The sequence below is a fragment of the uncultured Microbacterium sp. genome (assembly GCF_963521645.1).
Lineage (GTDB): Bacteria > Actinomycetota > Actinomycetes > Actinomycetales > Microbacteriaceae > Microbacterium.
In genome coordinates, this window is the sequence record NZ_CAUQVQ010000007.1 from 25,579 (window position 1) to 50,818 (window position 25,240).

A 25,240-nucleotide genomic window follows, 5' to 3' on the forward strand; every position below is an offset into this window, starting at 1 on the left:
GATCGATGAAGATCGCCACCGCAGGGGTGGCTCTCTTCGGCCTCATCGCGCTCGCCGGGTGTACGACTGACCCGTCCGTGGCGCCGGCGGAGTCGGAGAACCCGGAGGAGTCGGCCGAGACCACGGAGTGGTTCGACCAGGAGCTCTTCGACAAGCAGGATGCCGAGCGCGGTGTCGAGCCCCAGGGGCCGGCCGATGAGCCGTACCTCCAGCACATCAACGCCGAGATGGTCGACACCGCGGAGTTCGCGAGCGCCGGCGCCAAGAAGGCCTGCTTCGCGAACGCCTCGATCTCGAACCCGTGGCGTCAGACCGGCTGGATCACGATGAACGAGCAGTTGAAGGCGCTGCAGGAGGCCGGCGCGATCAGCGAGATGGAGACCCGCGATGCGCAGGACTCCGATGACACGCAGATCGCCGACATCGACTACTTCATCTCTGAGGGCGGCTGCGATGTCTTCCTCATCTCTCCCAACAGCACCGCGGCGATGACCCCGGCCGTCGAGCGGGCGTGCGAGACCGGCAAGCCCGTGATCGTGTTCGACCGCGGCGTCGACACCGACTGCCCGGTCACGTTCATCCACCCGATCGGCGGATTCGCGTGGGGCATCGACACCGCCGAGTTCCTCATCGACAACCTCGAGGAGGGCGACAAGGTCGTGGCGCTCCGCATCCTCCCCGGCGTCGATGTGCTCGAACACCGGTGGGCCGCGGCGGAGAAGCTCTTCGACGAGGCGGGGATCGAGGCCGTGGACTACTTCACGGGCGCCGACCCGGCGGAGATCAAGAGCATCATCAGCGACGAGCTCGCCAAGGGCGACGTGCAGGGCATCTGGATGGATGCCGGTGACGGCGCCGTCGCGGCGATCGAGGCGTTCGAGGATGCGGGTGCCGACTATCCCGTCATGACGGGTGAGGACGAGATGAGCTTCCTGCGCAAGTGGAAGGACACGGGACTCACGGGGCTTGCGCCGGTGTACTCGAACTTCCAGTGGCGCACGCCGTTGATCGCGGCGCAGATGATCTTCGCCGGTCAAGAGGTCCCCAAGGAGTGGGTCCTGCCGCAGAAGCCGATCACCGAGGCGGAGCTCGACGACTATCTCACCGCCAACGAGGGCATGCCCGACGGGCACTACGCGAAGTTCGGCGGGGAGAACCTCCCCGGGTACCCGACGGTCTGGCAGGAACGCCAGATCCCGTAGAGTCACGCGTGCGGGCGTTTCGTCTCGCTTCGCTCGCTCAACGACCACCGGTCGTCGAGCGAGGAGCGAAGCGACCAGCATCGGTCGTTGAGCGAGGAGCGAAGCACCGAGACGAAACGCCCGCAGTCATCCCCGAAGGAGCAGGATGCCTCGCACGATCGCCGTCAACACCTGGGTGTGGACGTCTCCGCTGACCGACGCGACCCTGGAGCCGCTCGCGCGGAAGGCCGCGGAGATGGGCTATCAGGCGCTGGAGCTGCCGCTCGAGAACGTCGGCGACTGGGATCCGCAGCGCACCCGCGACGTGCTCGACGAGCGCGGGCTCGGCGCGATCGTCGTCGGGGCGATGGGGCCGCAGCGCTCGCTGCTCGCCCGCGCCGGAGACGTCGATGCCACCCAGTCCTATCTGCGGTCGTGCATCGCGGCGGCCACGGCCGTCGGCTCCGCGGTCGTCGCGGGCCCTTTCTACGCCCCCACCGGAGTGACCTGGCGGATGTCGCGGGAGGAGCGGGAGGATGCCGTGCAAGAGCTGCGCGAGAACCTGCGACCTGTCGCCGACGCGGCGGCCGCCGCCGGCATCACCGTGGCGATAGAGCCGCTCAACCGCTACGAGACCAGCGTGCTCAACACCGTCGAGCAGAGCCTCGACGCGCTGGCACCTCTCCTGGGGGCGGGCGTCGGGCTCGCCCTCGACACCTACCACCTGAACATCGAGGAGAAGAGGCCTGCCGCCGCGATCCGAGCCGCGGGCGCATCGATCGCCCATGTGCAGGTGTGCGGCAGCGATCGAGGCGCGGTCGGCGATGACCACACCGACTGGCCCGAAATCCTGAGGGCTCTCGACGACGCGGGCTATCAGGGGCCGCTGGCACTCGAGAGCTTCACGGGCGAGAACGCGACGATCGCGGTCGCGGCCTCGGTCTGGCGACCGCTCGCGCCGAGCCAGGACGAGCTCGCCTCGCGCAGCATCCGGGCACTGAGGGAGCTCGGAGCCTGACCGACCACGCGATACGAACCAGCCAGCGGTACGAAGGAGTATCCATGACCACGCATCCGGTCACGTTGTTCACCGGGCAATGGGCCGACCTGCCGTTCGAGGAGGTCGCCCGCCTGGCCGCCGAGTGGGGGTACGACGGCTTGGAAGTCGCCGCCTCCGGGGATCATCTCGATCTGCGGCGAGCCGAGGAGGACGAGGGGTACATCGCCTCGCGCCTCGAGATCCTCGACCGGCACGGATTGCGGATCTTCGCGATCTCGAACCATCTCGCAGGGCAAGCCGTGTGCGATGCGCCCATCGACTTCCGGCACCGGGCGATCCTGCGCGACTACGTCTGGGGCGACGGCGACGCCGAGGGCGTGCGTGCCCGCGCTGCAGAAGACATGACACGAGCGGCCAGGGTGGCGCGCAGGCTCGGCGTCGACACCGTCGTGGGTTTCACCGGATCGTCGATCTGGCCCTACGTCGCGATGTTCCCACCGGTGCCCGCGTCGGTCATCGAGGAGGGGTTCGAGGACTTCGCCGCTCGTTGGAACCCCATCCTCGACGTGTTCGACGGCGAAGGCGTGCGGTTCGCGCACGAGGTGCACCCGGGGGAGATCGCCTATGACTACTGGTCGTCGGTACGTGCTCTCGAGGCCGTCGACCATCGCCGGGCGTTCGGTTTCAACTGGGATCCGTCGCACATGATGTGGCAGAACATCGACCCGGTCGGGTTCATCGTGGATTTCGCCGACCGCATCTATCACGTGGACTGCAAGGACACACGGACGAGGCCGCGCAACGGGCGCGCGGGCGTGCTCGGCTCGCACCTGCCGTGGGGCGATCCCAGACGCGGCTGGGATTTCGTCTCGACCGGACACGGCGATGTGCCCTGGGAGGACGCGTTCCGTGCGCTCGACGCGATCGGCTATCGCGGTCCGATATCCATCGAGTGGGAGGACGCCGGGATGGACAGGCTGCACGGAGCACCCGAGGCGCTGGCCTACGTGCGGTCGCTGCTGTGGCCGGCACCGACAGCCTCGTTCGACGCCGCCTTCCGCAACCAGGGCGGCGCTGAGGAGCTCTGAGCGGTCGGCGCAGCGAGTGTTGGGGTCTACGCCTCAGGCGGCCTGCTCGCGCAGCCGCACGAGCCGCTCGTGGCCGGTCTCCTCGAGCTCTGCGATGCCCTCACGGGACTTGAGGAAGTCGGAGAACGAGCGGTAGCCGAGAGCCTTCTCGCTGAACGACGGGTCCATACGACGCATGTGCGTCTTGACCGCCGAGCTGTGCAGCCATTCGTCCGCGCCCGCCTTGTCGTGACCCAGCCTCAGCGCGCGCTGCAGCAGTTCGGTGGCCTCGCCCTGTTCGGTGCCTTCGCCCTGTTCGTCGACCTTCGCGGGCGGCGCGGCGGCCGCAGCCGACGCCTTCGCCTTGGCTGACTTCGTCTGGGCCCTCGTCCTGGTTTTGACGGCCGGCTCCGCGACGGGCTCGGCGACCTCGGCCACGTCGGGCAGCGGCGCCTCGACCACCGCTGCGGGAGTGGTCGCCTTGGCGGGGCGCACCACACCGGGGAGGGAGTCGTAGGCCTCGAACTCGTCGCATGCGGCGGCGAGCGACTTGGCGGTGGAGCCCGCGACGCCCACACCGATCACGTAGCGGCCCAGGCGCTTGCACCGCTGAGCGAGCGGCACGTAGTCGCTGTCTCCGGCCACGATCACGACGTGCGTGAGGTCGGGAAGGCGGAACATGTCTTCGACGGCATCCACGGCGAGGCGGATGTCGGCGCCGTTCTTGGCATATGCGGCGGCGGGGAACAGCTGCACGAGATCGACGGCGCGAGCCACGAGCTGGGAGCGGTACACGGCGTTCACGGGCGACGACCAGTCCGCGTAGGCGCGGGTCAGCACGAGAGTGCCGAAGGATGCGGCGTAGTCGATGATCGCGCCGACCTCGATCATCGCTCGAGCGAGCCGCTCGGTGACGTCGGGATCCGCAGGGTTCTCGGTGATGCGCTGACGGTCCTTCCCGTACGCGTTGCGTCCGTGCACGCGGTCGTACCAGGAGATGACGATGTTGTCGAAGTCGAGGTAGACGGCGACGCGGGCGTCGGGTGCCTCAGCCATGGTTCACTCCCTCGTTCGGGTATCGGACGCCGATCTGGGCCCGGATCTCGTCGAGGGTGCCCATGATCGCGACGCTCTCGGCGATCGGCAGGATGTCGCCCTCGAGGATGCCGTCGCGCACGAGGCGTTCGGCCGCCTGGGCCTGGTACTGCATGCCTCGCCCGTCGACCTCCGACACGTACTCCTCGACGACGGTCCCGTCGGGCTGCACCACACGGAACGTGGTGGGTGTGTACCAGACGCGATCGATGTCGATGCGCGCCTCGGTGCCGACGATGCTCGCAGCGTTCGGGCCCGCGGCCCGCGAGGACGAGACGGTGGTCGACACGGCCCCGCCGCGATGCGTCATGATGGTCGCCACCTCTGCGTCGGCTCCGGTCTCGATCAGGCGCGCGGCGGCCTGGATCGTCTCGGGTGCGCCCAGCACATCCCAGACGAACGAGATGGGGTAGATGCCGAGGTCCAGCAGTGCGCCCCCGCCCAGTTCGAGAGCGTTGAGGCGGTGCGCCGGATCGTCCGAGATCTTCTGTGTGTGATCCGCGGTGACGACGCGGATCTCGCCCAGGGTGCCTGCGTCGAGGATCTCGCGGATGCGGACCATGTGCGGCAGATACCGCGTCCACATCGCCTCCATGGCGAGCAGGCCGCGCTCGGCGGCGAGCCGCTGAAGGTCTTCTGCCTGGGCGCGGTCGACCGTGAACGCCTTCTCGACGAGAACGTGCTTGCCGGCCTCGAGGGCGAGGCGGGCGTTGGCGTGATGCATCGGGTGCGGGGTCGAGACGTAGATGATGTCGACCTCGGGATCGGCCACCAGCTCCTCATAGGAGGCGTGAGCGCGCGCGATGTCGAACCGCTGCGCGAACGCATCCGCCGACTCCTGCGATCGCGAGCCGACCGCCACGAGATCGAGTCCGGCGGTGCGCAGATCGGACGCAAAGGCGCCGGCGATACCGCCGGTCGCGAGGATTCCCCATCGAAGACCAGTCATGGTCTCAGCGTAGAGGGTCGCGCCGACGCGCGTCGCCGTCAGACGACCGTCTGCAGTGCGCGCTGCGGCACGAGCGGGAAGACCTGCTCGGCGATCCGCTCGAGTTCCTGATCGAGCGGCGACGACTGGATCAGCAGCAGGGTGATGCCGGCATCCGCGTATTCGTGGATGCGCTCGGCGACCTGCGCGGCCGTGCCGACGAGGTTCGGGCGGAGGCCTCGCGTGCCGACCGAGTACTCGCGCCGAGTGAGTTCGAGCGACAGCTGGGAGTTGCGCTGGAACTGCTCGAACGACGCATAGCCGGGTGAGTCGGGGTCGACGGTCGTGATGCGGTCGAGTTCGCGTCGGGCCTCGGCCTCGGTGTCGCGGACGATGACATATGCGGGCATTCCGAATTCGGACACGGGGCGGCCGTGCAGCCGTTCCGAACGCGAGTTCATGTCGACCACGTTCGCACGCACCTCGTCGAGCGTTCCGCCGTGCATGACGTACGCATCGGCGAAGCCGGCGATCGACTCGCGGCCCGCCTCGCTCTCCCCGCCCGCGAAGATCACCGGATGCGTCGACGGCTTGGGTTCGACGATCGTACCGTCGAGGGAGTAGTGCGACCCGTCGAACGAGAACGGCGTCTGCTCCCACAGCCCGTTCAGCACCTCGACGAACTCCTGCGCCTGCACATACCGCTCATCGTGGGTCGTGAACCGACCGCCGAACTGCGCGGCCTCCTCGGCCCACCACGCCGCGACGACGTTCAGCGCCACACGGCCGGGGGCGATCTGATCGAGCGTGCCGACGGTCTTCGCCAGTACGGCGGGCAGGTGGAAACCGGGCCGCACCGCGGTCATCACGCGCAGTCGCTCGGTGACCGCGAGGATCGCGGCCGAAAGCGACCACGCCTCCAGGCTCGGCGCAGCGATGCCCTTGCGATCGTTGAGGTAGAGCTCCGGCACGAGAGTGGTGTGGAACCCGAGGCGATCGGCCGTGACCGAGACCTCCCGGATGTAGTCCCAGGTCGCGGCCATCCGACCCTCGTCGGCCACGTTGCGCAGGAACCCGCCGTAGACGGGCGTCCAGTATCCGAGATCGATTGCCATGGTGCTCCTTGGTCAGACGCGGGACAGCGCGGTGTCGAGATCGGCGATGAGGTCGGCGGGGTCTTCGAGTCCCGCCGAGAGCCGGATGGTCGTGAGCGAGATGCCGGCTGCGGCCCGCTGCGCTGCAGTGAGGTGGGAATGGGTCATGGAGGCGGGGTGGTTGACCAGGCTCCGAGCGTCGCCGATGTTCGCGACCAGCCGGATCACCTGCAGCGAGTCGATCACGCGCGCCACGCTGCCCTGCGTCTCGGCATCGAGCGGCACGGCGAGGTCGAACGAGAAGACCGAGGGGCCGCCCCGTGGCAGATAGCGTTGGGCATTCGGATGCCAGGCGTTGCCCTCGAGCCCCGGGTGATGCACGGCGGCGACGGCAGGATGCTGATCCAGATGCCGCGCGAGCTGCAGAGCCGTGGCGCTCTGCCGCGCCACACGCAGGTCGAGTGTCTCGATCCCCTGCAGGATCTGCCACGCGTTGAAGGGAGACAGCGAAGGGCCGAGATCGTGCACGTACTTCGACTTGACCAGGGCCGCGAACGCCTGACCGCTGCCGAAGCGCTCCCACAGGGTGAAGTCGCCCACACGTGCGTACGGCGCGGTGAAGTGCGGCCAGCGCGCCGGTTCGCGCCCGAAGTCGAAGGTGCCCTGATCGACGACGACGCCACCGAGAGACGTGCCGTGCCCGCTCAGGAACTTGGTCGCCGAATGCACCACGAAGTCGGCACCGTGCTCGCCGGGACGCACCAGGTAGGGGGTGCCGACCGTGTTGTCGATCACGAGGGGCACCGCCGCCTCGTGCGCGATATCGGCCACCGTGCGGATGTCGAGCACCTGCGCGATCGGATTCGCGACCGACTCGGCGAACAGCACGCGCGTCTCCGGTCGGATGGCGGCTCGCCAGGCGGCGGGATCGTCCTGGTCGACGAAGGTGACGGGGATGCCGAAGTCGTCGAAGGTCTCCTGCAGCAGGTCGACCGTGCCGCCGTACAGCTGGGTGGCGGCGACGATGTGCCCGCCGCGGCCCACGAGCGCGAGCAGAGTGACCGCGACCGCCGCCTGGCCCGACGCGACGGCCACCGCCGTCGCTCCGCCCTCCAGCGCGGCGACGCGCTCCTCGAGCACCTGCTGGGTCGGACTCGCGTTGCGGCTGTAGAGGTTGCCGGTGGTGCGCAGCGCGAACAGATCGGCGGCGTCGGCGAGCGAGGCGAACTCGTAGGCGGCGGTCTGGTAGATCGGGGGGACGGCACTGTTCTGCGGAGTCCCGGGCACGTAGCCTGCCTGGATCTGCCGCGTGGAGAACTCCGTCATGACGTCGTCCGCACGGACTCGCGGACTCGGACGATCTCGGCGTGCACGTCGCCGGTGCGCAACCGTTCGAGCCACTGCACGAGGGCTGCAGCGACGCTGCGGTGCGACTGATCGTTCAGGGCGTCGTGGAGTCCCTCGACCGTCTCCACGATCTCGAGGTCGGGGACGGCGCGGAGCGCATCGAGCACGTCGGCGAGCGGGGAGAGCGGGTCGGCGCCACCGTGGACGGCGAGCACGGGAACCTCGATCGCCGCGAGGTCGGCGGGGGCGGGCAGCGGCTCTGCGGCGCGGAGGCCGTCAATCGTGGTCTCGGCGGCCAGCACCCCGAGATGCACCGGGCACGCGGTGCGCAGCTCGGGGGCGGGCACACCGACCTCGGCATCCGCGAGCGTGCCGGCGATCACCACGGCGTCGAGGGCGGATCCCTGTGCGGCGAGTCGCAGCACCGCGGATGCTCCGGAATCCGATCCGACGAGGACCCGCGGAGCGTCGGCGGCCTCGGAGAGCCAGGAGGCGGCGGCCTCGGAATCTCCCTCGAAGACCGCCACGGTGTAGCCGTCGGAACTCAGCCGACGGCCGAAACGCTCGTACACGCCCGCGCGTTCTCCGCGACCGGCGACGACGGCGAGCGTCCCGCGGACGCGGGCGGGCGGAGCCCAGAGTGCAGGGGAGGAGGTCGTGGTCATACGCTCCATCCTGTTGTCGACCCAGGAGCCCTCACGCGATATTTCGCAGTGTTGCGCACCGTGACCCTTCGCTTCGCGGAGGTTGTGACCGCACGCGGCCGCTCATACTTTCGCTTGCATGACCCGCCGATCCCGACTTCCCCTCCTCGCCGCCGCCACCGCTGCGACCCTCGCCCTCGCCGGTTGCGCCGGCGCGACCGCCGCCCCGTCCGACTCGGCAGGCACGACCTCGCTCACCTGGGGATGGGCCCTGCCCACCAGCTGGGATCCCGTGACCTCGACCGCCGGGTGGGACACGCATGCGCTCGCCCTCGTCTATGACGGGCTCACGCAGCTGGACACCGAGGGCGAGGTGGTCCCGGGGCTCGCCGAGAGCTGGGAGTACAACGCCGAGGGCACCGCCATCACCTTCCACCTGCGCGAGGATGCCGCGTTCACCGACGGCACACCCGTCACGGCGGACGCGGTCAAGCAGAGCATCGAGCGCGGCCGCGACCAAGAGAACTCCACCCTCGCCGGCCAACTGCGCATCGTCGTCGGCATCGACGTGGTCGACGAGCGGACGGTCACCGTGCACCTCGATCAGGCCGACTACCAGGTGCCCTACCTGTTCGCCGGCAAGACCGGATTCATCGTGAACCCGGCGGCGTTCGACGACGTCACGACCCTCGCCACACAGCCGGAAGGATCCGGGCCGTTCGCTCTCACCGAGTACGTGCCCAACGCGCACGCCGACCTCGAGAAGAACGAGGACTACTGGAACGCCGACCACATCTTCATCGATGACTTCTCGATCGTGCCGGTCACGGATCCCGCGACGGTCGTCGCCGGTGTGAACTCGGGCCAGTGGGACGTGGCGCAGGTCCCTCCCGCCCAGGTCGAGGGCGCGGAGGCCGCGGGTCTCGAGGTGGAGACGATCAGGGCCCTCACCGTGCGGGCCCTCGACGTGAACAGCACGGTCGCGCCCTTCGACAATCAGCGCGTGCTCCAGGCGATCAGCCACGCGACCGACCGGGAGGCGCTGATCGACGCCGCGTACTTCGGGCAGGGCACACCCAACTGGCAGCCGTTCCCCGAGGGATACGTCGCGCACAGCCCCGAGCTCGACGACCTGTACCCCCACGACGTGGAAGCCGCGAAGCAGCTGCTCGCGGATGCCGGTCACCCGGACGGGCTGGAGATCACGCTCTCGCTCACCGAGGACGACACCGCGCTCGCCGAGGTGCTGCAGGCGCAGTGGGCCGAGGCCGGCATCGACGTGACCCTGAACGTGCTGCCCGCCGCGGCCGTCGCCCAGAACTACGTGCAGCGCACACTGCCTTTCGTGCTCGACAGCTACTCCGGTCGGCAGTCACCGCTCCAGGGACTCGAAGTGCTCTACGGCGCCGAGGGGCTCATGAACCTGGGTCGTCAGACTCCGCCCGAGCTGACCGAGGCGATCGACGAGGCCCGTGCCACGCCGACGGACGCCGACGACTACGCCGAGAAGATCCAGGACGCGGTCGAGGTCGGTGTGCGCCTGCAGCCGAACACGTTCCTGTTCAGCTGGCCGCGGATCCTCGTGCACCCCGGGAAGGTCACGGGCATCCAGCACTGGCTCGACGTGCAGCGCTGGGAAGACGTCAAGGTCGAGGGCTGAGTCCGATGTCGACCGTGACTGCCGCGGCGCGCTCCGCGCTCGACCTCGAAGGCGCAGACGTCACGCGCAGCGCATGGCCCGCGCTGCGCGGAGTCCTCGCGACGCTGATCACGGCGGTCACGGTCTTCATCCTCGCCACCTTCGTGACGTTCGCCCTCGGGGCCGCGAGCGGGGCGAATCCTGCCGCGGTCGCACTCGGCGAGGTCGCGACCCAGGAGGACGTGGACCGACTGAACCACCAGTTCGGTCTCGATCGTCCGTTCCTCGTGCGCTACCTCGACTGGATTTCCGGTGCCGTCACGGGCGATCTCGGCACGTCGTGGTTCACGACGATCCCCGTCGCCGACAGCATCGCCCAGGCGTTCCCGGTGAGCCTGTCGATCGCCGCGGGCGCCACGCTGTTCGCCCTCGTCTTCGGGTTCTCCGGCGGCGTGCTCGCGGCGGTGAACAGGGGAGGGGCGATCGACAGAGCCGTGACCGCTCTGAGCACGATCGCCGCCACTCTTCCCGCGTTCGTCGCGGCGATCGGACTCATCCTGCTCTTCTCCTACGCGATCCCGCTCTTCCCCGTGGCCGGGTACACCCCGCCAGAGAAGAGCATCGGCGCATGGCTCCTGTGCCTCGTGCTCCCGTCGGTCGCGCTCAGTCTCGATGCGGGCGCCGACATCGCCAGGCAGCTGCGCACCTCGCTCGTCGGCACGCTGGGGGAGAACTACGTCATCGGTGCGCGGGTGCACGGGCTGGGCCCCGCACGCATCGTCTTCCGACACGCGCTGCCCATCGCGTCGGGCCCCGCTCTGTCGACTCTCGGCGTCCATGCGCCGCGTCTGGTCGGCGGAGCGGTGATCACCGAGGTGATCTTCGGCATGCCGGGACTCGGACAGCTCGCCAATCGCGCCGCGCTGCAGGGAGACGTGCCGGTCGTGCAGGGCGTGCTGCTCGTGACGATCGCGATGATCGTGATCATCGGCGCCGTGCTCAACCTCGTGATCTCGCGCACCGGCGGAACAGAGCGGAGCGCCGCATGACCGTCATCGCATCGTCGGCCCCCGCACGCCTCTGGCGAGCCGGCTGGAGCGTCAGGCTCGCGCTGCTCGTGCTGGTCGGCGTGGCGCTGCTCGCCGTCGCGGGGCCCGCTCTCGCTCCGCAGGATCCGCTGGCGCAGAACGCCTCGGCCGCGCTGCAGGAGCCGAGCCTCGCGCACCTCCTGGGCACTGACTATCTCGGCCGGGACGTGCTCTCGCGGCTGTTCGCCGGGGCGCCCGCCTCGCTCATCAGCGCTGTCGCCGCAGCGTTCATCGGTCTCGTGCTCGGCGCGGTGCCCGGAGCCATCAGTGCCTTCGTGCCGAGGTTCGCCGAGTGGTTCTCGCTGCGGATCGTCGACGCGCTCCTGGCGCTGCCCTTCATCCTGTTCGCGATCGTGTTCGCGGCGCTGCTCGGCAACGGTCTCGTGCAGGCGACTCTCGCGATCGGCATCCTCGTCGCTCCCGGATTCTTCCGCATCTCCCGTGCCGCGACCCTGAGGGTCCGCGATTCGCAGTACATCGACGCCGCGAGCTATCTCGGCGCGTCGGCGTGGTGGATCCTGCGGCGCCACGTCTGGCGTCAGGTCGCCCCCAACCTCGTGGTCGCGGCGGTGTCGGCACTCGGCGGGGCGCTTCTGGCTGTGGCCTCGCTCACCTTCCTCGGGATCGGGGTGCAGCCGCCGGCGCCGACATGGGGCGGGATGCTGTCGAGCGACCTCGGATACCTCGGACAGCGCCCGTGGGGTCCACTGGCTCCCGCGCTCGCGATCATCGTCACCGTCGGCGCTCTCAATCTCGTCGCGGACGCCGCACGGGATGTGCTCGGCGCGGACGCTCCGACCCCACGGAAGGCGGTGGCTCATGTCTGACACCCGATCGATCGTCGAGACGCGCGAGAGCGCACGCAGCGCGACTGCAGCACACGGAGCTCCGCTGCCGCCCTCGTTCGACGAGGCCTCTCTCGCGCGCCCCGCGACGGCCGCGGTCACCGACCTCGTGATAGCTGCAGCCGACGGGACGGAGCTCGTCCGCGGCGTGTCGACATCCGTGCGACCGGGTGAGGCGCTGGGGATCGTGGGGGAGTCGGGAAGCGGCAAGACGCTCACCTGCCGTGCCCTGCTCGGCATCCTGCCCGCGGGCCTGCACATCACGGGCGGGACAGTGCAGGTCGACGGGGTCGATCTCACCGACGCCGCCGAGCCCGCCTGGCGTCGCGTGCGCGGCACGCACATCGGCGCGGTGTTCCAAGACCCGGCCTCGTACCTCAACCCGGCGATCCCGGTCGGCGCACAGCTCGAGGAGACGCTTCGCGTGACGGCAGGGCTCGCGCGGCGACAGGCCAGGGAACGCGCTCGTGAGATGCTCGACGACCTCGGCATCCGTCGGGTCGACCTCGTACTCCGCCAGCGTGTCGCGCACCTGTCCGGGGGGATGCTCCAGCGCGTGCTCATCGCGATGGCGCTCGCCGCGGACCCCGCCGTGCTGATCGCCGACGAGGCGACGACAGCGCTCGACGTCACCGTGCAGGCCGAGCTGCTCGAGCTGCTCGCGCGCCTGCGCAGAGAACGCGATCTCGCGCTGATCCTCGTGTCGCACGATCTGGCCGTCGTCGCGCAGGTGTGCGAACGCGTGCAGGTGTTCCGTGACGGACGGGTCGTCGAGGCGGGGGCGACATCGCGCGTCCTCCGCGCCCCCGCGCACCCCTATACACGGGAGCTCCTCAGCGCACACGCCGCATACGGACTCGAGAGGTTCCTCGCATGACGGCTCCGATCCTCCAACTCGAGAATCTCTCGGTCGACTACGGCCGGGTGCGCGTGCTCGATCGTCTCTCGCTCTCCGTGCGGCCCGGTGAGGTCGTCGGCGTCGTCGGCGAATCGGGCTCCGGCAAGACCACACTCGCCAAGACCGTGCTGCGCGCCGTCGACCCCGCCGCGGGATCCCGCCTGCTCGTGGACGGCCGCGATGTCACCCGCCTTCGCAGCCGCGCGTTGCGCGCCTGGCGACGCGGAGGGGCGGTGCAGTACGTCTTCCAGGATCCGCTGCGCTCACTCGACCCCGGCGTCCGCGTCGCCGACTCGATCGTCGAGGGGCTCCGCATCGCCGGAGTGCCCGCCGCAGACGCCACCCGTCGTCGTGTCGAGGCACTTGCCGCCGTCGGCCTCGAGGAGGAGCTCATCGCGCGGCTCCCGACGGGGCTCTCGGGCGGGCAGCGCCAACGCGCCGCGATCGCGCGCGCCCTCGTCGTCGAGCCCCGGCTGCTGCTGCTCGACGAGCCCGTGAGCGCTCTCGACGCGGCCAGTCGCGATCGGGTCGTGCAGGCGCTCATCGCGCTGCGCGATTCTCGCGGGACCGACCTCGCGATGCTGGTGATCTCGCACGACATCGGCTCGCTCGCCGCCCTGAGCGATCGCCTGATCGTGCTCGATCGCGGCCGCATCGTCGAGGACGGCCCCACTCGCCGTGTGATCTCGCAACCCGAGCATCCCTACACCCGGCTGCTCATCGACTCGGTGCCCCTCATCCACACGCCCCGGGCGAATCGCCCGTCCCCCGTCCCCCTCAGGAGCTGACGCACATGCCCATCGAACTGCTCGGAATGATCGCCACGACCCCCGGATCGGAGTCGAAGGGAGTCGACGGCCCGCCGATCGACGCCGACTACGTGCGTGAGTTCTCCCGCGCGCACGAGGAGGCGGGGTTCGACCGCGTCCTGATCGGCTACAGCGCGAGCTCGCCCGACGGCTTCGCAGTCGCGGCCGCGGCGCTGCACTCGACCGAGCGGCTGAAGGTGCTCATCGCCCACCGGCCGGGATTCGTCGCTCCGACCATCGTCGCCCGCAAACTCGCGACCCTCGACCACCTCACCGGCGGGGGACGTGTCGCGATCCACCACATCACCGGGGGCAGCGAGGCCGATCAGCGCAGAGACGGCGACTTCAGCGAGAAGTCCGACCGCTATCGACGCACCGGCGAGTTCATCGACGTGCTCCGTCGCACCCTGACCTCGGACGAGCCCTTCGACTATCACGGTGACTTCTATCGGGTCGAGGGTGCGTTCTCGGCGGTGAAGCCCGCGACCACCGAGGGGATCCCGGTGTTCTTCGGCGGACTGTCGGAGGGCGCCGTCGAGGTCGGCGCCAAGGCGGCAGACGTCTACATGCTGTTCGGCGAGCCGCTAGCCGACGTCGCCGAGAACATCCGCACGATTCGCGCGGCGGCTGCGCGGGAGGGCCGGACCGTCGAGTTCAGTCTGTCGACCAGGCCGATCATCGCGGCCACCGAAGCGGAGGCATGGGAGAAGGCCGACCGCATCTACGCCGAGACGGAGGCCGTGATCGCCCGCCGCGCCTCGGGCAATCCCCTGACCTTCGCTCGCCCCGAACGGCACGAGCCGGTGCCCGTCTCCGCCGACCGACTGCAGCAGGCCGCCCGTCGCGGCGACGTGCATGACGAGCGGCTCTGGCTCGGGATCACAAGACTGACCGGTCCTGCGGGCAATTCGACGGCTCCGGTCGGCACGCCGCAGCAGGTGGCCGAGGCGCTGCTCAAGTATTACGACCTCGGCGTGACCCGTTTCCTCATCCGAGGCTTCGACCCGTTGGGCGATGTGCGCGACTGGGGTGCGGAACTTGTGCCCGCTCTGCGCGAGGGGGCGCGGCTGCGCGACGAAGCGCGCGCGGAGGAGGACGCCGCGAGGGTCGCCTGAGCGACCCTCGCACTCCGCGGTCGACCTTCGGCGGCAAGCGACAGTACCGGAATACCTTCTATACGTAGGCATATGACGACGTTACGGTTGCTAACGTCGACGCATGTCTGCAGCGACCTCGGCCCTCTACGACGTCGACACCGACGTGCTTCGCGCCATGGCGTCGAAGGTGGGTCGTCTCGTCGGGGAGCTCGGGTCGACGGCGGTGGCGGCGCCCGGTGATGCCGGGCACGAGTGGGTCGTCACTGCGGCGGCGGGTTTCGGCACCGCCTGGTCAGACGGACTGTCACACGAGTAGATAGCAAGGACGTTCCGTGAGAGCACCATTCACCCATGGGGAGCAATCGCCGGCCGGAATGCAGGGGTGGGTGACCGACGGTTATCGGCCGATCCCTGATCACCTGCGTCTCATGCTCGGCCATCTGAATGCTGACGGAAAGTACACCTACATCATCTGGCCCGGGTCCGATCCTTCGAGCACCATCGGATTCCGAGTACCGGCGCGCGACTCGTTCATGCAGGCCGCCGGTTCAGCCGACGCCATGACCGTGGAGGTCCGCCTCCCTGGCCCCGACGGGGAGAGCCACCTGTACACGGTCGGCAGACCCGAGCCCGCGGACGCCTCGACCACCCTCATCCCGATTAGCGATGACCGCGCGGTTCGCGTGTTCTCGAACGAGATCTTCACGGCCGACGAAGCCGCGGTGATCTTCTTCACCTACTACCTCACGGAGTCCGTCTCGCAGCCCTATGTGCTTCGCGAGCTCGACCTCTCGCGAGAACTCTCGGAGCTGCGATGAGGGTCTCGGTCCGCCACGACGCCGTCGCACAGAAGATCGCGCAGCTCGCGCTCGCGGTGAAAGCCGTCGAGCACGAACTCGCCACCCTCGATTCTGAGGTCGCGAGGCTGGAGTCCGCCTGGAGCGGTGAGGCACGCCGCACCTACGCCCGCGCTCAGCAGCACTGGTCTGCGGCGCTGGCGAAACTGAAAGCGGCGCTCGCCGAAGCCACCCGCCGTCTGATCACCGCGAACTCGATCTCGAGGGCGACGGCCGACACGGCCGCCCGCATCTGGTCCTGAGGCTCTACGGGATCAAGACGATCTTGCCCGAGGCCGCGCCGGACTCCACCAGCTCGTGGGCCTGCGCCGCTTCGGCGAGGGGGAGCTCGGGACCGAGCTCGATCGTGAAATCGCCGGCTGCGAGCAGATCGATGGTCGCGCCGAGGGCCTCGGCCCGCCACGCCAGCTCCTGCTCGGTGAGAGGCTGCGGTGCCCCGCCCGAGAAAGCGCGGATGCCGAAGGATGCGGCGTCCGGGCCGCGGACGATCGTCGCGATGCGGTCGCGGTCGCTGACGAGTGCGAGCGACACCTCGATGGCCTCGTCGGTGCCTGCGCAGTCGAGTGCGACGGTCACGCCGTCGGTAGCCGCCTCGCGCACGCGTTCGAGCAGTCCTTCGCCGTAGGCGACCGGGATCGCACCGAGCTCGCGGAGCAGGTCGTGCCGCGCAGGGCTGGCGGTGGCGATGACGGTGGCGCCCCACGCGACCGCGAACTGCACGACGGCCTGACCCACCGACCCCGAGCCGCCGTGAACGAGCAGCACGTCGCCCTCGCCGACGCCGAGCGACTTCAGCGCCTGATACGCGGTGCCGGCGGGGATGCCGATGGCGGCGCCCTCCGCAGCGGTCACGGCATCCGGAAGCAGCACGAGATGTTCCGCCGGGACGGCGAGAAGACTGGAGTAGGTGCCGCGGGTGTCACGGATAGCGACGCGGTCACCCACCACGAACCCGTCGACGTCGTCTGCCAGCGACTCGATCACTCCCGCGCCGTCGAAGCCGACCGTGCGAGGCTCCTCGATCGGCGGTGACGGTCGCTTCGCCGAGCGCAGCTTGGCGTCGATCGGATTGACGCCGGCAGCGTCGATGCGCACGACGACCTCGCCGCTCAGCGCGATCGGATCCGGTACCTCCATCTCGTGCAGTACGTCAGGGGAACCGAACTCTGTGTAGACGATCGCGCGAGCCATGTCCTCAGGCTACCCCCGCGACGACAGCACCTTCATGATGCGCTGCGGCGAGACGGGCTGCGCGGTGCCGAGTCGCTGCGCGAACACGCTCACGCGATACTCCTCGAGCAGCCAGCGCGTCTCGACGAGTGCGGCCGGTGCATCGGGAGCGAGGGGGATCGTGCCCCCGGCATCCTCGAACGCCTTCGCCATGCGCTCGAACTCGCTCATGCGCGTACGGTCCTTGCCGGGTTCGTTCGCGAGCGTCCTCAGCCGCTCGAGCATCCCGTCGAGGTAGCGCGGGAAGTGTGCGAGGCGCTCGACTCCCGCGGCGGAGACGAATCCCGCGTGCAGCAGACCCGAGAGCTGGGTGCGGATGTCGTTCAGGGGCCCGAGCAGCGCGAGGGAGTTCTGCGACTTGATGCCGCGTTCCACCTCTCGGGACTTCGTGAGGATGCGGGCGACGAGCGACACGCACGCGAAGAGGTCGTCGACCAGGGATGCCGAGACGGTGTCGCGCACGCGCACGAACTCGGCCTCGGTGCGCACGATGCCGCCCGGAACCGTGCGGTCGATCACGTTCTGCACCACGGCTGCGCGGCAGTCTTCGATGAGGGCCGCGGCGGACTGGTACGGCGACGCCGCGAGGGCGAGCTTCTCCTGACTCGTGAGGTGCTGCTGCACGTACGACGACGGCGAGGGCGCTCCGAGCAGGACGAGCCGACGCACACCGGCACGAGTGGCTGCGGCCGCCGCGTCGGCCGTCGACTCGACCCGCACCGACACGGTCTTGCCCTGATCGACGATCGCGGGGTACCCGCGCACCACTCCACCGGCGACGCGGGTGTCGAGCACTTCGGGCAGATCACCGAACGTCCAGCCGGTGAGTCCGTCCTGTTCGACCGACGGAGCCGGTGCCGCGGGCTGAGGGCCCTTCGCGGGGCCGGGACGACGGGGCGGCGCGGCGATCGACCGGGCAACGCTGCTGCGTGCCCGGTCGGCGAGCTGCGCCTGCAGCGCGCTCAGGTCGCGGTTCGACCCCGCGACCCGACCGCGCTCGTCGACCGCGCGGAAGTTCATGCGCAGGTGCGCCGGCACACGGTCGTCATCGAAGTCGGCGGCCGAGACGAGCTGGTTGGCGAGCGGCTGGATGAGCCGGGCGAGAGCCTCTTTGAGCGTGCGCGCGGGCATGCCGCCGTGCGACTCCGGCCCGTCGCCGGCAAGCTCCGCGCCGAACTTCTCGGCCCAGTCGGCCGCGGGCACGACGTGTCGCCGGATCGCCTTGGGCAGCGCCCGCAGCAGCCCCGTCACGAGCTCGGCGCGCAGCCCCGGCACCTGCCAGTCGAAACCGCGGTTCTCGATCTGCGCGAGCAGGGGGAGCGGGATGACCACGCTCACGCCGTCGTCGGGCGCGCCGGGTTCGAAGCGGTAGGCCAGCCCCAGCACCTGGTCGCCCTGGGTCCACCTGCTCGGGAACTCGTGCTGATCGGCCCGGCCCTCGTCGTCGAGCAGGTCGGCCTCGCGCATCACGAGCAGCTTCGGCGTGGTGGAGAGCGTCTCGCGCCACCATCTCTCGAAGGAGCGCACGTCGAAGACGTCGGCGGGGATGCGCTCGTCGTAGAAGCGGAAGACGGCCTCGTCGCCGGCGAGGATGTCGCGGCGCCGCTCGCGCTCCTCGAGCTTCTCGAGGCGTCTGCGCAGCTCGGCGTTGCTGCGCCAGAACGCGCTGACGCGCTTGTCGATGCGCGACGGATCCCATTCGCCCTCGACCAGGGCGTGCCGCACGAAGAGCTCCCGCGACGCGGCCCGGTCGATGCGAGCGAACTGCACGCGCCGTCGGGGGATGATCTCCACTCCGAACAGCGTGACCTTCTCGTACGCGACGGCGGCGCCCGCGTCTTTCGACCAGTGCGGCTCGGTGACCTGTCGCTTCGCGAGGTCACCCGCCAGGGCCTCGGCCCAGGCGGGGTCGATCGCGGCGACCGTGCGCGCATAAGTGCGCGACGTCTCGACGATCTCGGCCGCCATGACGGCCTGAGGGCTCTTCTTGCGCAGCGCGGAGCCGGGGAAGATCGAGAAGCGGATGCCGCGAGCGCCGCGATACTCCGCCATTCTCTTCTTCTTCGGGTCGATCCCCTTGCCGGTCTTGCGCTCGTCGAGGATGCCGATCTGCGAGAGGAGCCCCGACAGGAGCGCGCGGTGGATCGCATCCGGATCCGCCGTGGACGACCCCGATGCGTCCTTCGTCTTCACGAGTCCGCGGAGCTGACGGTGCACGTCGAACCATTCCCGCACGCGCACGTAGTTCAGATGCTCGGCGCGGCAGAGCCTGCGGAAGGCGCTCGAGCCCAGCTCCCGCTGCTGCTCCCTGAGGTGGTTCCAGAGGTTCAGGATCGAGAGGAAGTCGCTCGTCGGGTCGGCGAACCGCGCGTGCATCCTGTCCGCCTCGTCGCGGACGCTCTGCGGCGCCTCCTGAGAGGGGCGTTCGCGTACGTCCTGGATCGACATGCCGGCGACGATCGCGAGCACATCGCGCGTGACGTCGGCACTGCCGGGGCGGCCGGCCTCGATGAGCATGCGCGCGAACCGCGGGTCGATCGGAATGCGCGAGATGTCGCGGCCGATGCGGGTGAGCGTCGGGGCTCCCGAGCCGCCCGAGGGGTGCGCCGCCCCGAGCTCGGTGAGCAGGTCGAACGCCGCCTTCACTCCTCGCGAGTCGGGCGGGGTGAGGAACGGGAAGGCGGTGATGTCGCCGAAGCCCAGCGACAGCATCTGCAGGATCACCGAGGCGAGCGAGGTCCGCAGGATCTCGGGCTCGGTGAACTCCGGCCGTCTGTCGAAGTCCTCCTCGCTGTACAGGCGGATCGCGATGCCGTCGCTCGTGCGGCCGGCGCGGCCCGAGCGCTGATTCGCCGAGGCCTGCGAGATCGCCTCGATCGGCAGACGCTGCACCTTGGAGCGGTTGCTGTACCGCGAGATGCGGGCTGTGCCCGTGTCGATCACGTAGCGGATGCCGGGCACGGTGAGGCTGGTCTCGGCGACGTTGGTGGCGAGCACGACGCGGCGCCGCACGCCGGCCACCCGGCTGCGCTCGAACACGCGGTGCTGCTCGGACGCCGACAGTCGGCCGTACAGCGGCAGCACCTCTGTGGGGGAGCGATCCTTCGCATACGCGCCGCGCACGGCATCCGCGGCGTCTCTGATCTCGGCCTCGCCTGGCAGGAACACGAGCACGTCGCCCGGTTCCTCGCGGTCGAGCTCGCGCAGGGCCGCGACGATGGCCGTGACCTCGTCGGCCGCCTCGGCGGCGTCGCCGTCCTCGGTCACCTCGGTCTGCCCGCGATACCGGATCTCGACCGGATAGGTGCGCCCGGACACCTCGATGATCGGCGCCGGGGTGCCGTCCGCCGCCGCGAAATGCCGCGCGAAGCTCTCGGGGTCGATCGTCGCCGAGGTGATGATCACCTTCAGATCGGGGCGATCGGGCAGCAGCCGTGCCAGATATCCCAGCAGGAAGTCGACGTTGAGCGAGCGCTCGTGCGCCTCGTCGATGATGATCGTGTCGTAGCGGCGGAGCAGCCGATCGCGGTTGATCTCGTTGAGCAGGATGCCGTCGGTCATCAGCGCGATGCGCGTGTCGTCCGAGACCTTGTCCGTGAAGCGCACCTTGTAGCCGACGAGTGTGCCGAGCTCGACCTGGAGCTCCTCCGCGACCCTTTCGGCGATCGTGCGCGCGGCCAGGCGACGGGGCTGGGTGTGCGCGATCCGCTCTCGGCCGAGCTCGAGGCAGATCTTCGGCAGCTGCGTGGTCTTGCCCGATCCCGTGGCGCCCGCGACGATGACGACCTGGTGGTCGCGGATGGCGTCGGCGATCTCACCCCGGGCGGCGCTGACGGGCAGCTCGGCGGGGTACGAGATGACGGGGGAGGACATGGCCCTCCATCGTATGACGGGATCGGCCTCTACGATCGTCGAATGAGCGTCGTGCACCGCCCCACCCAGTGGTTCCACGACTTCGGACGCGCCCCGCGCATCCTCGGACTCGACGTCGCCCGGGGTCTCGCGATCCTCGGCATGGTCGGAGCGCACATCGGGGAGTCCACCTCGTTCGACGCCCTCGATCCGTCGACCTGGGGCGATCTCGTCAACGGGCGCTCGTCGATCCTGTTCGCGGTGCTCGCGGGGGTGTCGGTCGCCCTCATGACCGGGCGCAGCGCCGGGCCCGATCCGGCGCGGATCCCGAGCATCCGATTGCAGCTCGTCGGACGGGGTGCGGTGATCTTCCTGATCGGCGTGGCCCTCGAGCTGCTGAACACCCCGATCGCGGTGATCCTCACGCTGTACGGCCTGCTCTATGTGTCCGTCATCCCGTTCCTGCGCTGGCCGCCGTGGAAGCTCGTGGTCGCGGCCGTCGTGCTCGCGCTCGTGGGACCGGCTCTGCTCGCGCTGATGGCGGTGCTCGCACTGCATCCGTCGGGCCCCGGCATCGATCTGGTGCTCTACGGGTCGTACCCGATCACGGTCTGGCTCGCGTTCGTCTTCGCGGGGATGGCTCTCGGGCGCCTGCACGTCGAGCGGCTCGAGACTGCGGCGGCCACGCTCGCGGTGGGGCTCGGGCTCATGGTCGTCGGGTACGGCCTCGGTCTCGTCGGCGCGCTCGCGGGTCTCGCCGACAGCGCCGAGCACGGGGGCGCGACGCCGTCGAGCACGGGATGGAGCACGTATCCGGATGCGGTGGCCGCCGGGGATCCGCTCGGCGCGGTGCTCGCGGCGGTCTTCGGCGTCGACCCGCATTCGGGCGGCACGGCCGAGATCCTCGGATCCGGCGGGTTCGCGCTCGTGATCATCGCGCTGTGCGTGCTGCTCAGCCGTCCGCTGCGCTGGCCGCTGCTGCCGCTCGCCGCGCTGGGGTCCATGCCGCTCTCTGCGTACAGTGCGCACGTGCTCTCCACTGCTCTGATCGGTGGACCGGGAGGGTTCTTCACGAGCAACGAGTTCTGGGCCGCAACGGCGATCATGCTGCTGCTGGCGACGACGCTCTGGTCGATGCTCGTGGGGCGGGGCCCGCTCGAGCGGCTCGCGGGGAGTGCGGCCGCGGCGATGGCGGCCCCGCCCGCCCCGGGTGCTCCTAGGCTGGAAGCATGACGATTCCTGCACTCGAACTGAACGACGGCAACTCCATCCCCCAGCTCGGCTACGGCGTCTTCAAGGTGCCGGCCGATGAGACCGAGCGCGCCGTGAGCGAAGCGCTCGAGATCGGCTACCGCCACATCGACACCGCGGCGATCTACGGCAACGAAGAGGGTGTGGGCGCGGCGATCGCGGCATCCGGCATCCCGCGCGACGAGCTGTTCATCACCACCAAGCTGTGGAACGACCGCCACCACGACGACGAGCCGAACGCGGCGATCGCCGAGAGCCTCGAGAAGCTCGGCCTCGACGCCGTCGATCTGTACCTCGTGCACTGGCCCACCCCCGCCAAGGATGACTACGTGCACGCCTTCGCCAAGCTCATCGAGCTGCGCGAGGCGGGCCTGACCCGCAGCATCGGCGTGTCGAACTTCCTCGTGCCGCATCTCGAGCGCGTGGTCGCCGAGACGGGTGTGACCCCCGCCGTGAACCAGATCGAGCTGCACCCGGCGTATCAGCAGCGCGACATCGTCGACTGGGCGACCGAGCACGGCGTCCGCATCGAGTCGTGGGGCCCGCTGGGCCAGGGCAAGTACGACCTGTTCGGCACCCCCGCGATCGCCGACGCCGCATCCGCCCACGGCGTCACGCCTGCCCAGGCGGTGCTGCGCTGGCACCTGCAGAAGGGCTTCATCGTGTTCCCGAAGTCGGTGCGCGCCGAGCGCCTGCGCGAGAACCTCGACGTGTTCGGATTCGAGCTGACCGATGCCGAGATCGCGGCGATCGACGCGCTCGACCCGCTCGACGGTTCGGGCCGCGTGGGCTCGCACCCCGACGACGTCAACTGAGGCGTTCCGTTTCGACAGATGACGCCCCGTGTCGCACATCGCGACACGGGGCGTCGTCGTGAGTAGCGTCGTCGGCATGACAGCTCCCTACCGTGTCGTCGCCGTGTCCGGCTCCCTGCACGAACCCAGCAAGACCACGGCGCTCATCCGTGCGATCGCCGGTGCTGTCGCCGAGCGCGCGGCCGTCGAGATCGAGGTCATCGAGCTGACCGACATCGGTCCCTCACTCGCGGGAGCGCTGAGCCGCGAGCAGCTGCCCGAGCGGGTCGAGGAGAAACTGCAGGCCATAGAGCGGGCCGACCTGCTCATCGTGGGCAGCCCCGTGTACCGCGCGTCGTTCACGGGGCTCTTCAAGCACCTGTTCGACTTCGTCGGCCAGTACGCCCTCGTCGGCAAGCCGGTGCTGCTGGCGGCGACCGGAGGCGGCGAGCGCCACGCGCTGATCATCGAGCATCAGCTGCGTCCGCTGTTCGCGTTCTTCCAGGCGCTGACGCTGCCGGTCGGCGTGTACGCGAGCAACACCGACTTCGACGGCTACGTGATCTCGTCCGATGTGCTGCAGGCGCGCATCGCTCTCGCCGCCGACCGCGCGCTGCCTCTCGTGGGGTACGCCGCCTCGCGTCCTGCCGAGACCCTGCTCGTCTCCTGAGGCCGTCCGTCTTCCGTCGCGCTGCGCGGGCCGCGTAGCGTGAGGGTATGACGAACCGGCTCGCCGCCACGCTCAGCCCCTACCTCCGCGCCCACGCCGACAACCCCGTCGACTGGTACCCGTGGGGTCCCGAGGCGTTCGCCGAGGCCGAGCGTCGGCAGGTTCCGCTGCTCATCTCGATCGGCTACAGCACCTGTCACTGGTGCCATGTGATGGCGCGCGAGTCGTTCGCAGATCCCGTGACCGCAGCGGCGATCAACCGGGACTTCGTGGCGGTCAAGGTCGACCGGGAGGAGCATCCTGACGTCGACGGCGCCTACATGGCGGCGGCATCCGCGTTCACGCAGAATCTGGGCTGGCCTCTCACGGTGTTCGCGACCCCGAGGGGGCGCACGTTCTACGCCGGCACCTACTGGCCACCGGTGCCGCACCCGCCCATGCCGGCGTTCCGCGATGTGCTCGCGGCGGTGCACGAGGCGTGGACCGTGCGGCGGGAGCAGGCCGAGGAATCGGCGGATGCGGTGACGACCGCTCTCGAGCAGGCGTCGGCGTCGCTCCCGGCGGACCTGCCGGATGCGGCAGCGATCGGTGCGGCTGCGCGGACGATCACCGCTCAGGAAGACCTGCAGCACGGCGGCTTCGGCGGCGCGCCGAAGTTCCCCGTGGCGACCACGCTGAGCTTTCTGCAGAGTCCCCTCGTGCGCCGCGAGGCGCCGGATGCCGCGTCCGCCGTCGGTCGGGCCCTCGCTTCGATGACGGCATCGGCTCTGCGCGACGAGGACGGCGGCTTCTTCCGCTATGCCACTCGGCGCGACTGGACGGTGCCGCACTATGAGCGCATGCTGACCGACAACGCCCAGCTGCTGCGCGTGGCGCTCGACGAGGGTGATGTGCAGACCGTGCGCGGGATCGCGGACTTCCTGCTGCGCACGCTGCGGCGCGAGAGCGGAGGATTCGGTGCCGCACAGGACTCGGAGTCGTGGATCGACGGACAGCGCAGCGAAGGCGGCTACTATCTGCGCCCGATCGCCGAGAGGGGAGACCTCGATCCCCCCGCGGTCGACGGCAAGGTGATCACCGGGTGGAACGGCCTCGCGATCGCGGCGCTCGCGCGCGCCGGCATCGCGCTGGCAGAACCGGGATGGGTGCAGGCCGCGGTCGAAGCCGCCGAGCATGTGCTCCGGATCAATCGAGATGCCTCGGGAGCCTTGGTGCGGGCGTCGCTCGATGGCATCGCATCGTCGGCGGTCGCGACGACGGCCGACGTCGCGCTGCTCGCCGAAGGCCTGTTCGCACTGGCCCTCGCCACCGGCGATGCGGCCTGGGCAATCGAGGGGCGAGAGCTTCTCGACGATGCTCTTGCGGGCCTCGCCGGCGACCCGCTGCTGGCCGAGAACGGCATCGCGACCGCGCCCGATCAGACCGACGGCGATCTTCCGTCGGGAGCGGCGGCCGTAGCCTCGGCATCCCTCACCGCGTGGCTGCTCGGTGCCGGCGACCGGTATCGCGACGCCGCCGCCCAGAGGGTGCGCGAGCACGCCACCCCGGCAGTGGGGGAGCCGTTCGCGCACGGCAGTCTGCTGCGCGTCGCCGCAGGGCTCGTCGATGCTCCACGCCAGCTCGTGGTCGTGACGGAACTGCCGGACGGTGCGTTGGCCTCCGCTGCGCGCGGTGCCGATGCGGATGCCGTCGCGATCGTCTCGCCGGCACAGGCGCGCGCCTTCGCCGATGCCGGGTTCGAGCTCTTCGAAGGCAAGGCAGGCACAGCAGAACAGGCGTTCGACTGCCGGTCGTTCGTGTGCCGACTGCCCGTGAGCGACCCCGCCGAGCTGGCGCTCGCGCGCTGATCGGGAT

At 69.9% G+C, this 25,240-nt stretch carries 23 protein-coding genes; 16 read left to right on the top strand and 7 right to left on the bottom strand.

Annotated features, from left to right (window positions below):
* Window positions 1-5: 5 nt before the first annotated feature.
* From RWO82_RS03400 to RWO82_RS03410, 3 genes are all read left to right on the top strand, one after another.
* Window positions 6-1,202, top strand: a complete 1,197-nt coding sequence (locus RWO82_RS03400) for a substrate-binding domain-containing protein (protein WP_399540705.1) — start codon at window positions 6-8, stop codon at window positions 1,200-1,202.
* 145 nt (window positions 1,203-1,347) lie between these two features.
* A complete protein-coding gene (locus tag RWO82_RS03405) occupies window positions 1,348-2,199 on the top strand; it encodes a sugar phosphate isomerase/epimerase family protein (RefSeq protein ID WP_314423335.1) in 852 nt (283 codons plus the stop codon).
* 44 nt (window positions 2,200-2,243) lie between these two features.
* Window positions 2,244-3,269: a sugar phosphate isomerase/epimerase family protein gene (locus tag RWO82_RS03410; RefSeq protein WP_314423336.1), complete on the top strand. Its 1,026-nt coding sequence runs from the start codon at window positions 2,244-2,246 to the stop codon at window positions 3,267-3,269.
* 33 nt (window positions 3,270-3,302) lie between these two features.
* Here RWO82_RS03410 and RWO82_RS03415 read toward each other — a convergent pair whose 3' ends face one another.
* The 5 genes from RWO82_RS03415 to RWO82_RS03435 are packed head-to-tail and all read right to left on the bottom strand — an operon-like array spanning window position 3,303 to window position 8,377.
* Complete coding sequence (locus tag RWO82_RS03415; RefSeq protein WP_314423339.1) at window positions 3,303-4,304, bottom strand: NYN domain-containing protein; 1,002 nt, start codon at window positions 4,302-4,304, stop codon at window positions 3,303-3,305.
* Window positions 4,297-5,292 (bottom strand): Gfo/Idh/MocA family oxidoreductase, encoded by a 996-nt coding sequence (locus RWO82_RS03420; RefSeq protein ID WP_314423342.1) that lies wholly within the window; start codon window positions 5,290-5,292, stop codon window positions 4,297-4,299. The genes RWO82_RS03415 and RWO82_RS03420 overlap by 8 nt, the downstream gene beginning before the upstream one ends.
* Window positions 5,293-5,330: 38 nt before the next feature.
* Window positions 5,331-6,386, bottom strand: coding sequence for an LLM class flavin-dependent oxidoreductase (locus tag RWO82_RS03425; RefSeq protein WP_314423345.1), 1,056 nt, complete (start codon window positions 6,384-6,386; stop codon window positions 5,331-5,333).
* Window positions 6,387-6,398: 12 nt separating this feature from the next.
* The gene (locus RWO82_RS03430; protein WP_314423348.1) at window positions 6,399-7,691 is read right to left on the bottom strand and encodes an aminotransferase class I/II-fold pyridoxal phosphate-dependent enzyme; all 1,293 of its coding nucleotides are present in this window, start codon (window positions 7,689-7,691) and stop codon (window positions 6,399-6,401) included.
* Complete coding sequence (locus tag RWO82_RS03435) at window positions 7,688-8,377, bottom strand: hypothetical protein (protein WP_314423351.1); 690 nt, start codon at window positions 8,375-8,377, stop codon at window positions 7,688-7,690. Before RWO82_RS03435 ends, RWO82_RS03430 begins: the two co-directional genes overlap by 4 nt.
* Window positions 8,378-8,495: 118 nt before the next feature.
* Between RWO82_RS03435 and RWO82_RS03440 the strand changes: the two genes are divergently transcribed.
* The 9 genes from RWO82_RS03440 to RWO82_RS03480 all read left to right on the top strand — a co-directional run bounded on the left by RWO82_RS03440 (window position 8,496) and on the right by RWO82_RS03480 (window position 15,831).
* Window positions 8,496-10,016 carry an ABC transporter substrate-binding protein gene (locus RWO82_RS03440; RefSeq protein ID WP_314423354.1) on the top strand — a complete coding sequence of 507 codons (1,521 nt, stop codon included), beginning with the start codon at window positions 8,496-8,498 and terminating at the stop codon, window positions 10,014-10,016.
* A 5-nt stretch (window positions 10,017-10,021) separates the two neighbouring features.
* Window positions 10,022-11,044, top strand: coding sequence for an ABC transporter permease (locus tag RWO82_RS03445; RefSeq protein WP_314423357.1), 1,023 nt, complete (start codon window positions 10,022-10,024; stop codon window positions 11,042-11,044).
* Window positions 11,041-11,910 (top strand): ABC transporter permease, encoded by an 870-nt coding sequence (locus tag RWO82_RS03450; protein WP_314423360.1) that lies wholly within the window; start codon window positions 11,041-11,043, stop codon window positions 11,908-11,910. The genes RWO82_RS03445 and RWO82_RS03450 overlap by 4 nt, the downstream gene beginning before the upstream one ends.
* Entirely contained in the window at window positions 11,903-12,805 is a 903-nt protein-coding gene (locus RWO82_RS03455) for an ABC transporter ATP-binding protein (protein WP_314423363.1), read from the top strand. The genes RWO82_RS03450 and RWO82_RS03455 overlap by 8 nt, the downstream gene beginning before the upstream one ends.
* Window positions 12,802-13,614, top strand: a complete 813-nt coding sequence (locus RWO82_RS03460) for an ABC transporter ATP-binding protein (protein WP_314423365.1) — start codon at window positions 12,802-12,804, stop codon at window positions 13,612-13,614. The genes RWO82_RS03455 and RWO82_RS03460 overlap by 4 nt, the downstream gene beginning before the upstream one ends.
* 5 nt (window positions 13,615-13,619) lie before the next feature.
* Window positions 13,620-14,750 carry an LLM class flavin-dependent oxidoreductase gene (locus RWO82_RS03465; protein WP_314423368.1) on the top strand — a complete coding sequence of 377 codons (1,131 nt, stop codon included), beginning with the start codon at window positions 13,620-13,622 and terminating at the stop codon, window positions 14,748-14,750.
* A gap of 103 nt (window positions 14,751-14,853) precedes the next feature.
* Window positions 14,854-15,048 (top strand): hypothetical protein, encoded by a 195-nt coding sequence (locus RWO82_RS03470; protein ID WP_314423371.1) that lies wholly within the window; start codon window positions 14,854-14,856, stop codon window positions 15,046-15,048.
* A 16-nt stretch (window positions 15,049-15,064) separates the two neighbouring features.
* Window positions 15,065-15,550 carry a hypothetical protein gene (locus tag RWO82_RS03475; RefSeq protein ID WP_314423374.1) on the top strand — a complete coding sequence of 162 codons (486 nt, stop codon included), beginning with the start codon at window positions 15,065-15,067 and terminating at the stop codon, window positions 15,548-15,550.
* Window positions 15,547-15,831 carry a WXG100 family type VII secretion target gene (locus RWO82_RS03480; protein WP_314423376.1) on the top strand — a complete coding sequence of 95 codons (285 nt, stop codon included), beginning with the start codon at window positions 15,547-15,549 and terminating at the stop codon, window positions 15,829-15,831. Before RWO82_RS03475 ends, RWO82_RS03480 begins: the two co-directional genes overlap by 4 nt.
* 4 nt (window positions 15,832-15,835) lie before the next feature.
* On the opposite strand, the gene RWO82_RS03485 is transcribed toward RWO82_RS03480, so the two are convergent.
* Both RWO82_RS03485 and hrpA read right to left on the bottom strand, forming a co-directional pair.
* A complete protein-coding gene (locus RWO82_RS03485) occupies window positions 15,836-16,780 on the bottom strand; it encodes an NADP-dependent oxidoreductase (protein WP_314423381.1) in 945 nt (314 codons plus the stop codon).
* A 9-nt stretch (window positions 16,781-16,789) separates the two neighbouring features.
* Window positions 16,790-20,692, bottom strand: a complete 3,903-nt coding sequence (gene hrpA / locus RWO82_RS03490; RefSeq protein WP_399540706.1) for an ATP-dependent RNA helicase HrpA — start codon at window positions 20,690-20,692, stop codon at window positions 16,790-16,792.
* 42 nt (window positions 20,693-20,734) lie between these two features.
* Here hrpA and RWO82_RS03495 point away from each other — a divergent pair, with 42 nt between their 5' ends.
* The 4 genes from RWO82_RS03495 to RWO82_RS03510 all read left to right on the top strand — a co-directional run bounded on the left by RWO82_RS03495 (window position 20,735) and on the right by RWO82_RS03510 (window position 25,233).
* Window positions 20,735-21,904, top strand: a complete 1,170-nt coding sequence (locus RWO82_RS03495; RefSeq protein ID WP_314423387.1) for a heparan-alpha-glucosaminide N-acetyltransferase domain-containing protein — start codon at window positions 20,735-20,737, stop codon at window positions 21,902-21,904.
* Window positions 21,901-22,737: an aldo/keto reductase gene (locus RWO82_RS03500; protein ID WP_314423390.1), complete on the top strand. Its 837-nt coding sequence runs from the start codon at window positions 21,901-21,903 to the stop codon at window positions 22,735-22,737. The genes RWO82_RS03495 and RWO82_RS03500 overlap by 4 nt, the downstream gene beginning before the upstream one ends.
* Window positions 22,738-22,813: 76 nt before the next feature.
* Complete coding sequence (msuE, locus tag RWO82_RS03505; protein ID WP_314423393.1) at window positions 22,814-23,386, top strand: FMN reductase; 573 nt, start codon at window positions 22,814-22,816, stop codon at window positions 23,384-23,386.
* A gap of 47 nt (window positions 23,387-23,433) precedes the next feature.
* On the top strand, window positions 23,434-25,233 hold the full coding sequence (locus tag RWO82_RS03510; RefSeq protein WP_314423396.1) for a DUF255 domain-containing protein: 1,800 nt from the start codon (window positions 23,434-23,436) through the stop codon (window positions 25,231-25,233).
* Window positions 25,234-25,240: the final 7 nt, after the last annotated feature.

Excerpts from the sequence above, each read along its gene's own strand:
- RWO82_RS03460 (WP_314423365.1), top strand. The coding sequence starts at position 12,802 with ATGACGGCTCCGATCCTCCAACTCGAGAATCTCTCGGTCGACTACGGC.
- RWO82_RS03510 (WP_314423396.1), top strand. The coding sequence starts at position 23,434 with ATGACGAACCGGCTCGCCGCCACGCTCAGCCCCTACCTCCGCGCCCAC.
- RWO82_RS03430 (WP_314423348.1), bottom strand. The coding sequence starts at position 7,691 with ATGACGGAGTTCTCCACGCGGCAGATCCAGGCAGGCTACGTGCCCGGG.
- RWO82_RS03410 (WP_314423336.1), top strand. The coding sequence starts at position 2,244 with ATGACCACGCATCCGGTCACGTTGTTCACCGGGCAATGGGCCGACCTG.
- RWO82_RS03420 (WP_314423342.1), bottom strand. The coding sequence starts at position 5,292 with ATGACTGGTCTTCGATGGGGAATCCTCGCGACCGGCGGTATCGCCGGC.
- RWO82_RS03440 (WP_314423354.1), top strand. The coding sequence starts at position 8,496 with ATGACCCGCCGATCCCGACTTCCCCTCCTCGCCGCCGCCACCGCTGCG.
- RWO82_RS03465 (WP_314423368.1), top strand. The coding sequence starts at position 13,620 with ATGCCCATCGAACTGCTCGGAATGATCGCCACGACCCCCGGATCGGAG.
- hrpA (WP_399540706.1), bottom strand. The coding sequence starts at position 20,692 with ATGTCCTCCCCCGTCATCTCGTACCCCGCCGAGCTGCCCGTCAGCGCC.
- RWO82_RS03415 (WP_314423339.1), bottom strand. The coding sequence starts at position 4,304 with ATGGCTGAGGCACCCGACGCCCGCGTCGCCGTCTACCTCGACTTCGAC.
- RWO82_RS03400 (WP_399540705.1), top strand. The coding sequence starts at position 6 with ATGAAGATCGCCACCGCAGGGGTGGCTCTCTTCGGCCTCATCGCGCTC.
- RWO82_RS03425 (WP_314423345.1), bottom strand. The coding sequence starts at position 6,386 with ATGGCAATCGATCTCGGATACTGGACGCCCGTCTACGGCGGGTTCCTG.
- RWO82_RS03450 (WP_314423360.1), top strand. The coding sequence starts at position 11,041 with ATGACCGTCATCGCATCGTCGGCCCCCGCACGCCTCTGGCGAGCCGGC.
- RWO82_RS03435 (WP_314423351.1), bottom strand. The coding sequence starts at position 8,377 with ATGACCACGACCTCCTCCCCTGCACTCTGGGCTCCGCCCGCCCGCGTC.
- msuE (WP_314423393.1), top strand. The coding sequence starts at position 22,814 with ATGACAGCTCCCTACCGTGTCGTCGCCGTGTCCGGCTCCCTGCACGAA.
- RWO82_RS03455 (WP_314423363.1), top strand. The coding sequence starts at position 11,903 with ATGTCTGACACCCGATCGATCGTCGAGACGCGCGAGAGCGCACGCAGC.
- RWO82_RS03485 (WP_314423381.1), bottom strand. The coding sequence starts at position 16,780 with ATGGCTCGCGCGATCGTCTACACAGAGTTCGGTTCCCCTGACGTACTG.
- RWO82_RS03470 (WP_314423371.1), top strand. The coding sequence starts at position 14,854 with ATGTCTGCAGCGACCTCGGCCCTCTACGACGTCGACACCGACGTGCTT.
- RWO82_RS03500 (WP_314423390.1), top strand. The coding sequence starts at position 21,901 with ATGACGATTCCTGCACTCGAACTGAACGACGGCAACTCCATCCCCCAG.
- RWO82_RS03445 (WP_314423357.1), top strand. The coding sequence starts at position 10,022 with ATGTCGACCGTGACTGCCGCGGCGCGCTCCGCGCTCGACCTCGAAGGC.
- RWO82_RS03405 (WP_314423335.1), top strand. The coding sequence starts at position 1,348 with ATGCCTCGCACGATCGCCGTCAACACCTGGGTGTGGACGTCTCCGCTG.
- RWO82_RS03480 (WP_314423376.1), top strand. The coding sequence starts at position 15,547 with ATGAGGGTCTCGGTCCGCCACGACGCCGTCGCACAGAAGATCGCGCAG.
- RWO82_RS03495 (WP_314423387.1), top strand. The coding sequence starts at position 20,735 with ATGAGCGTCGTGCACCGCCCCACCCAGTGGTTCCACGACTTCGGACGC.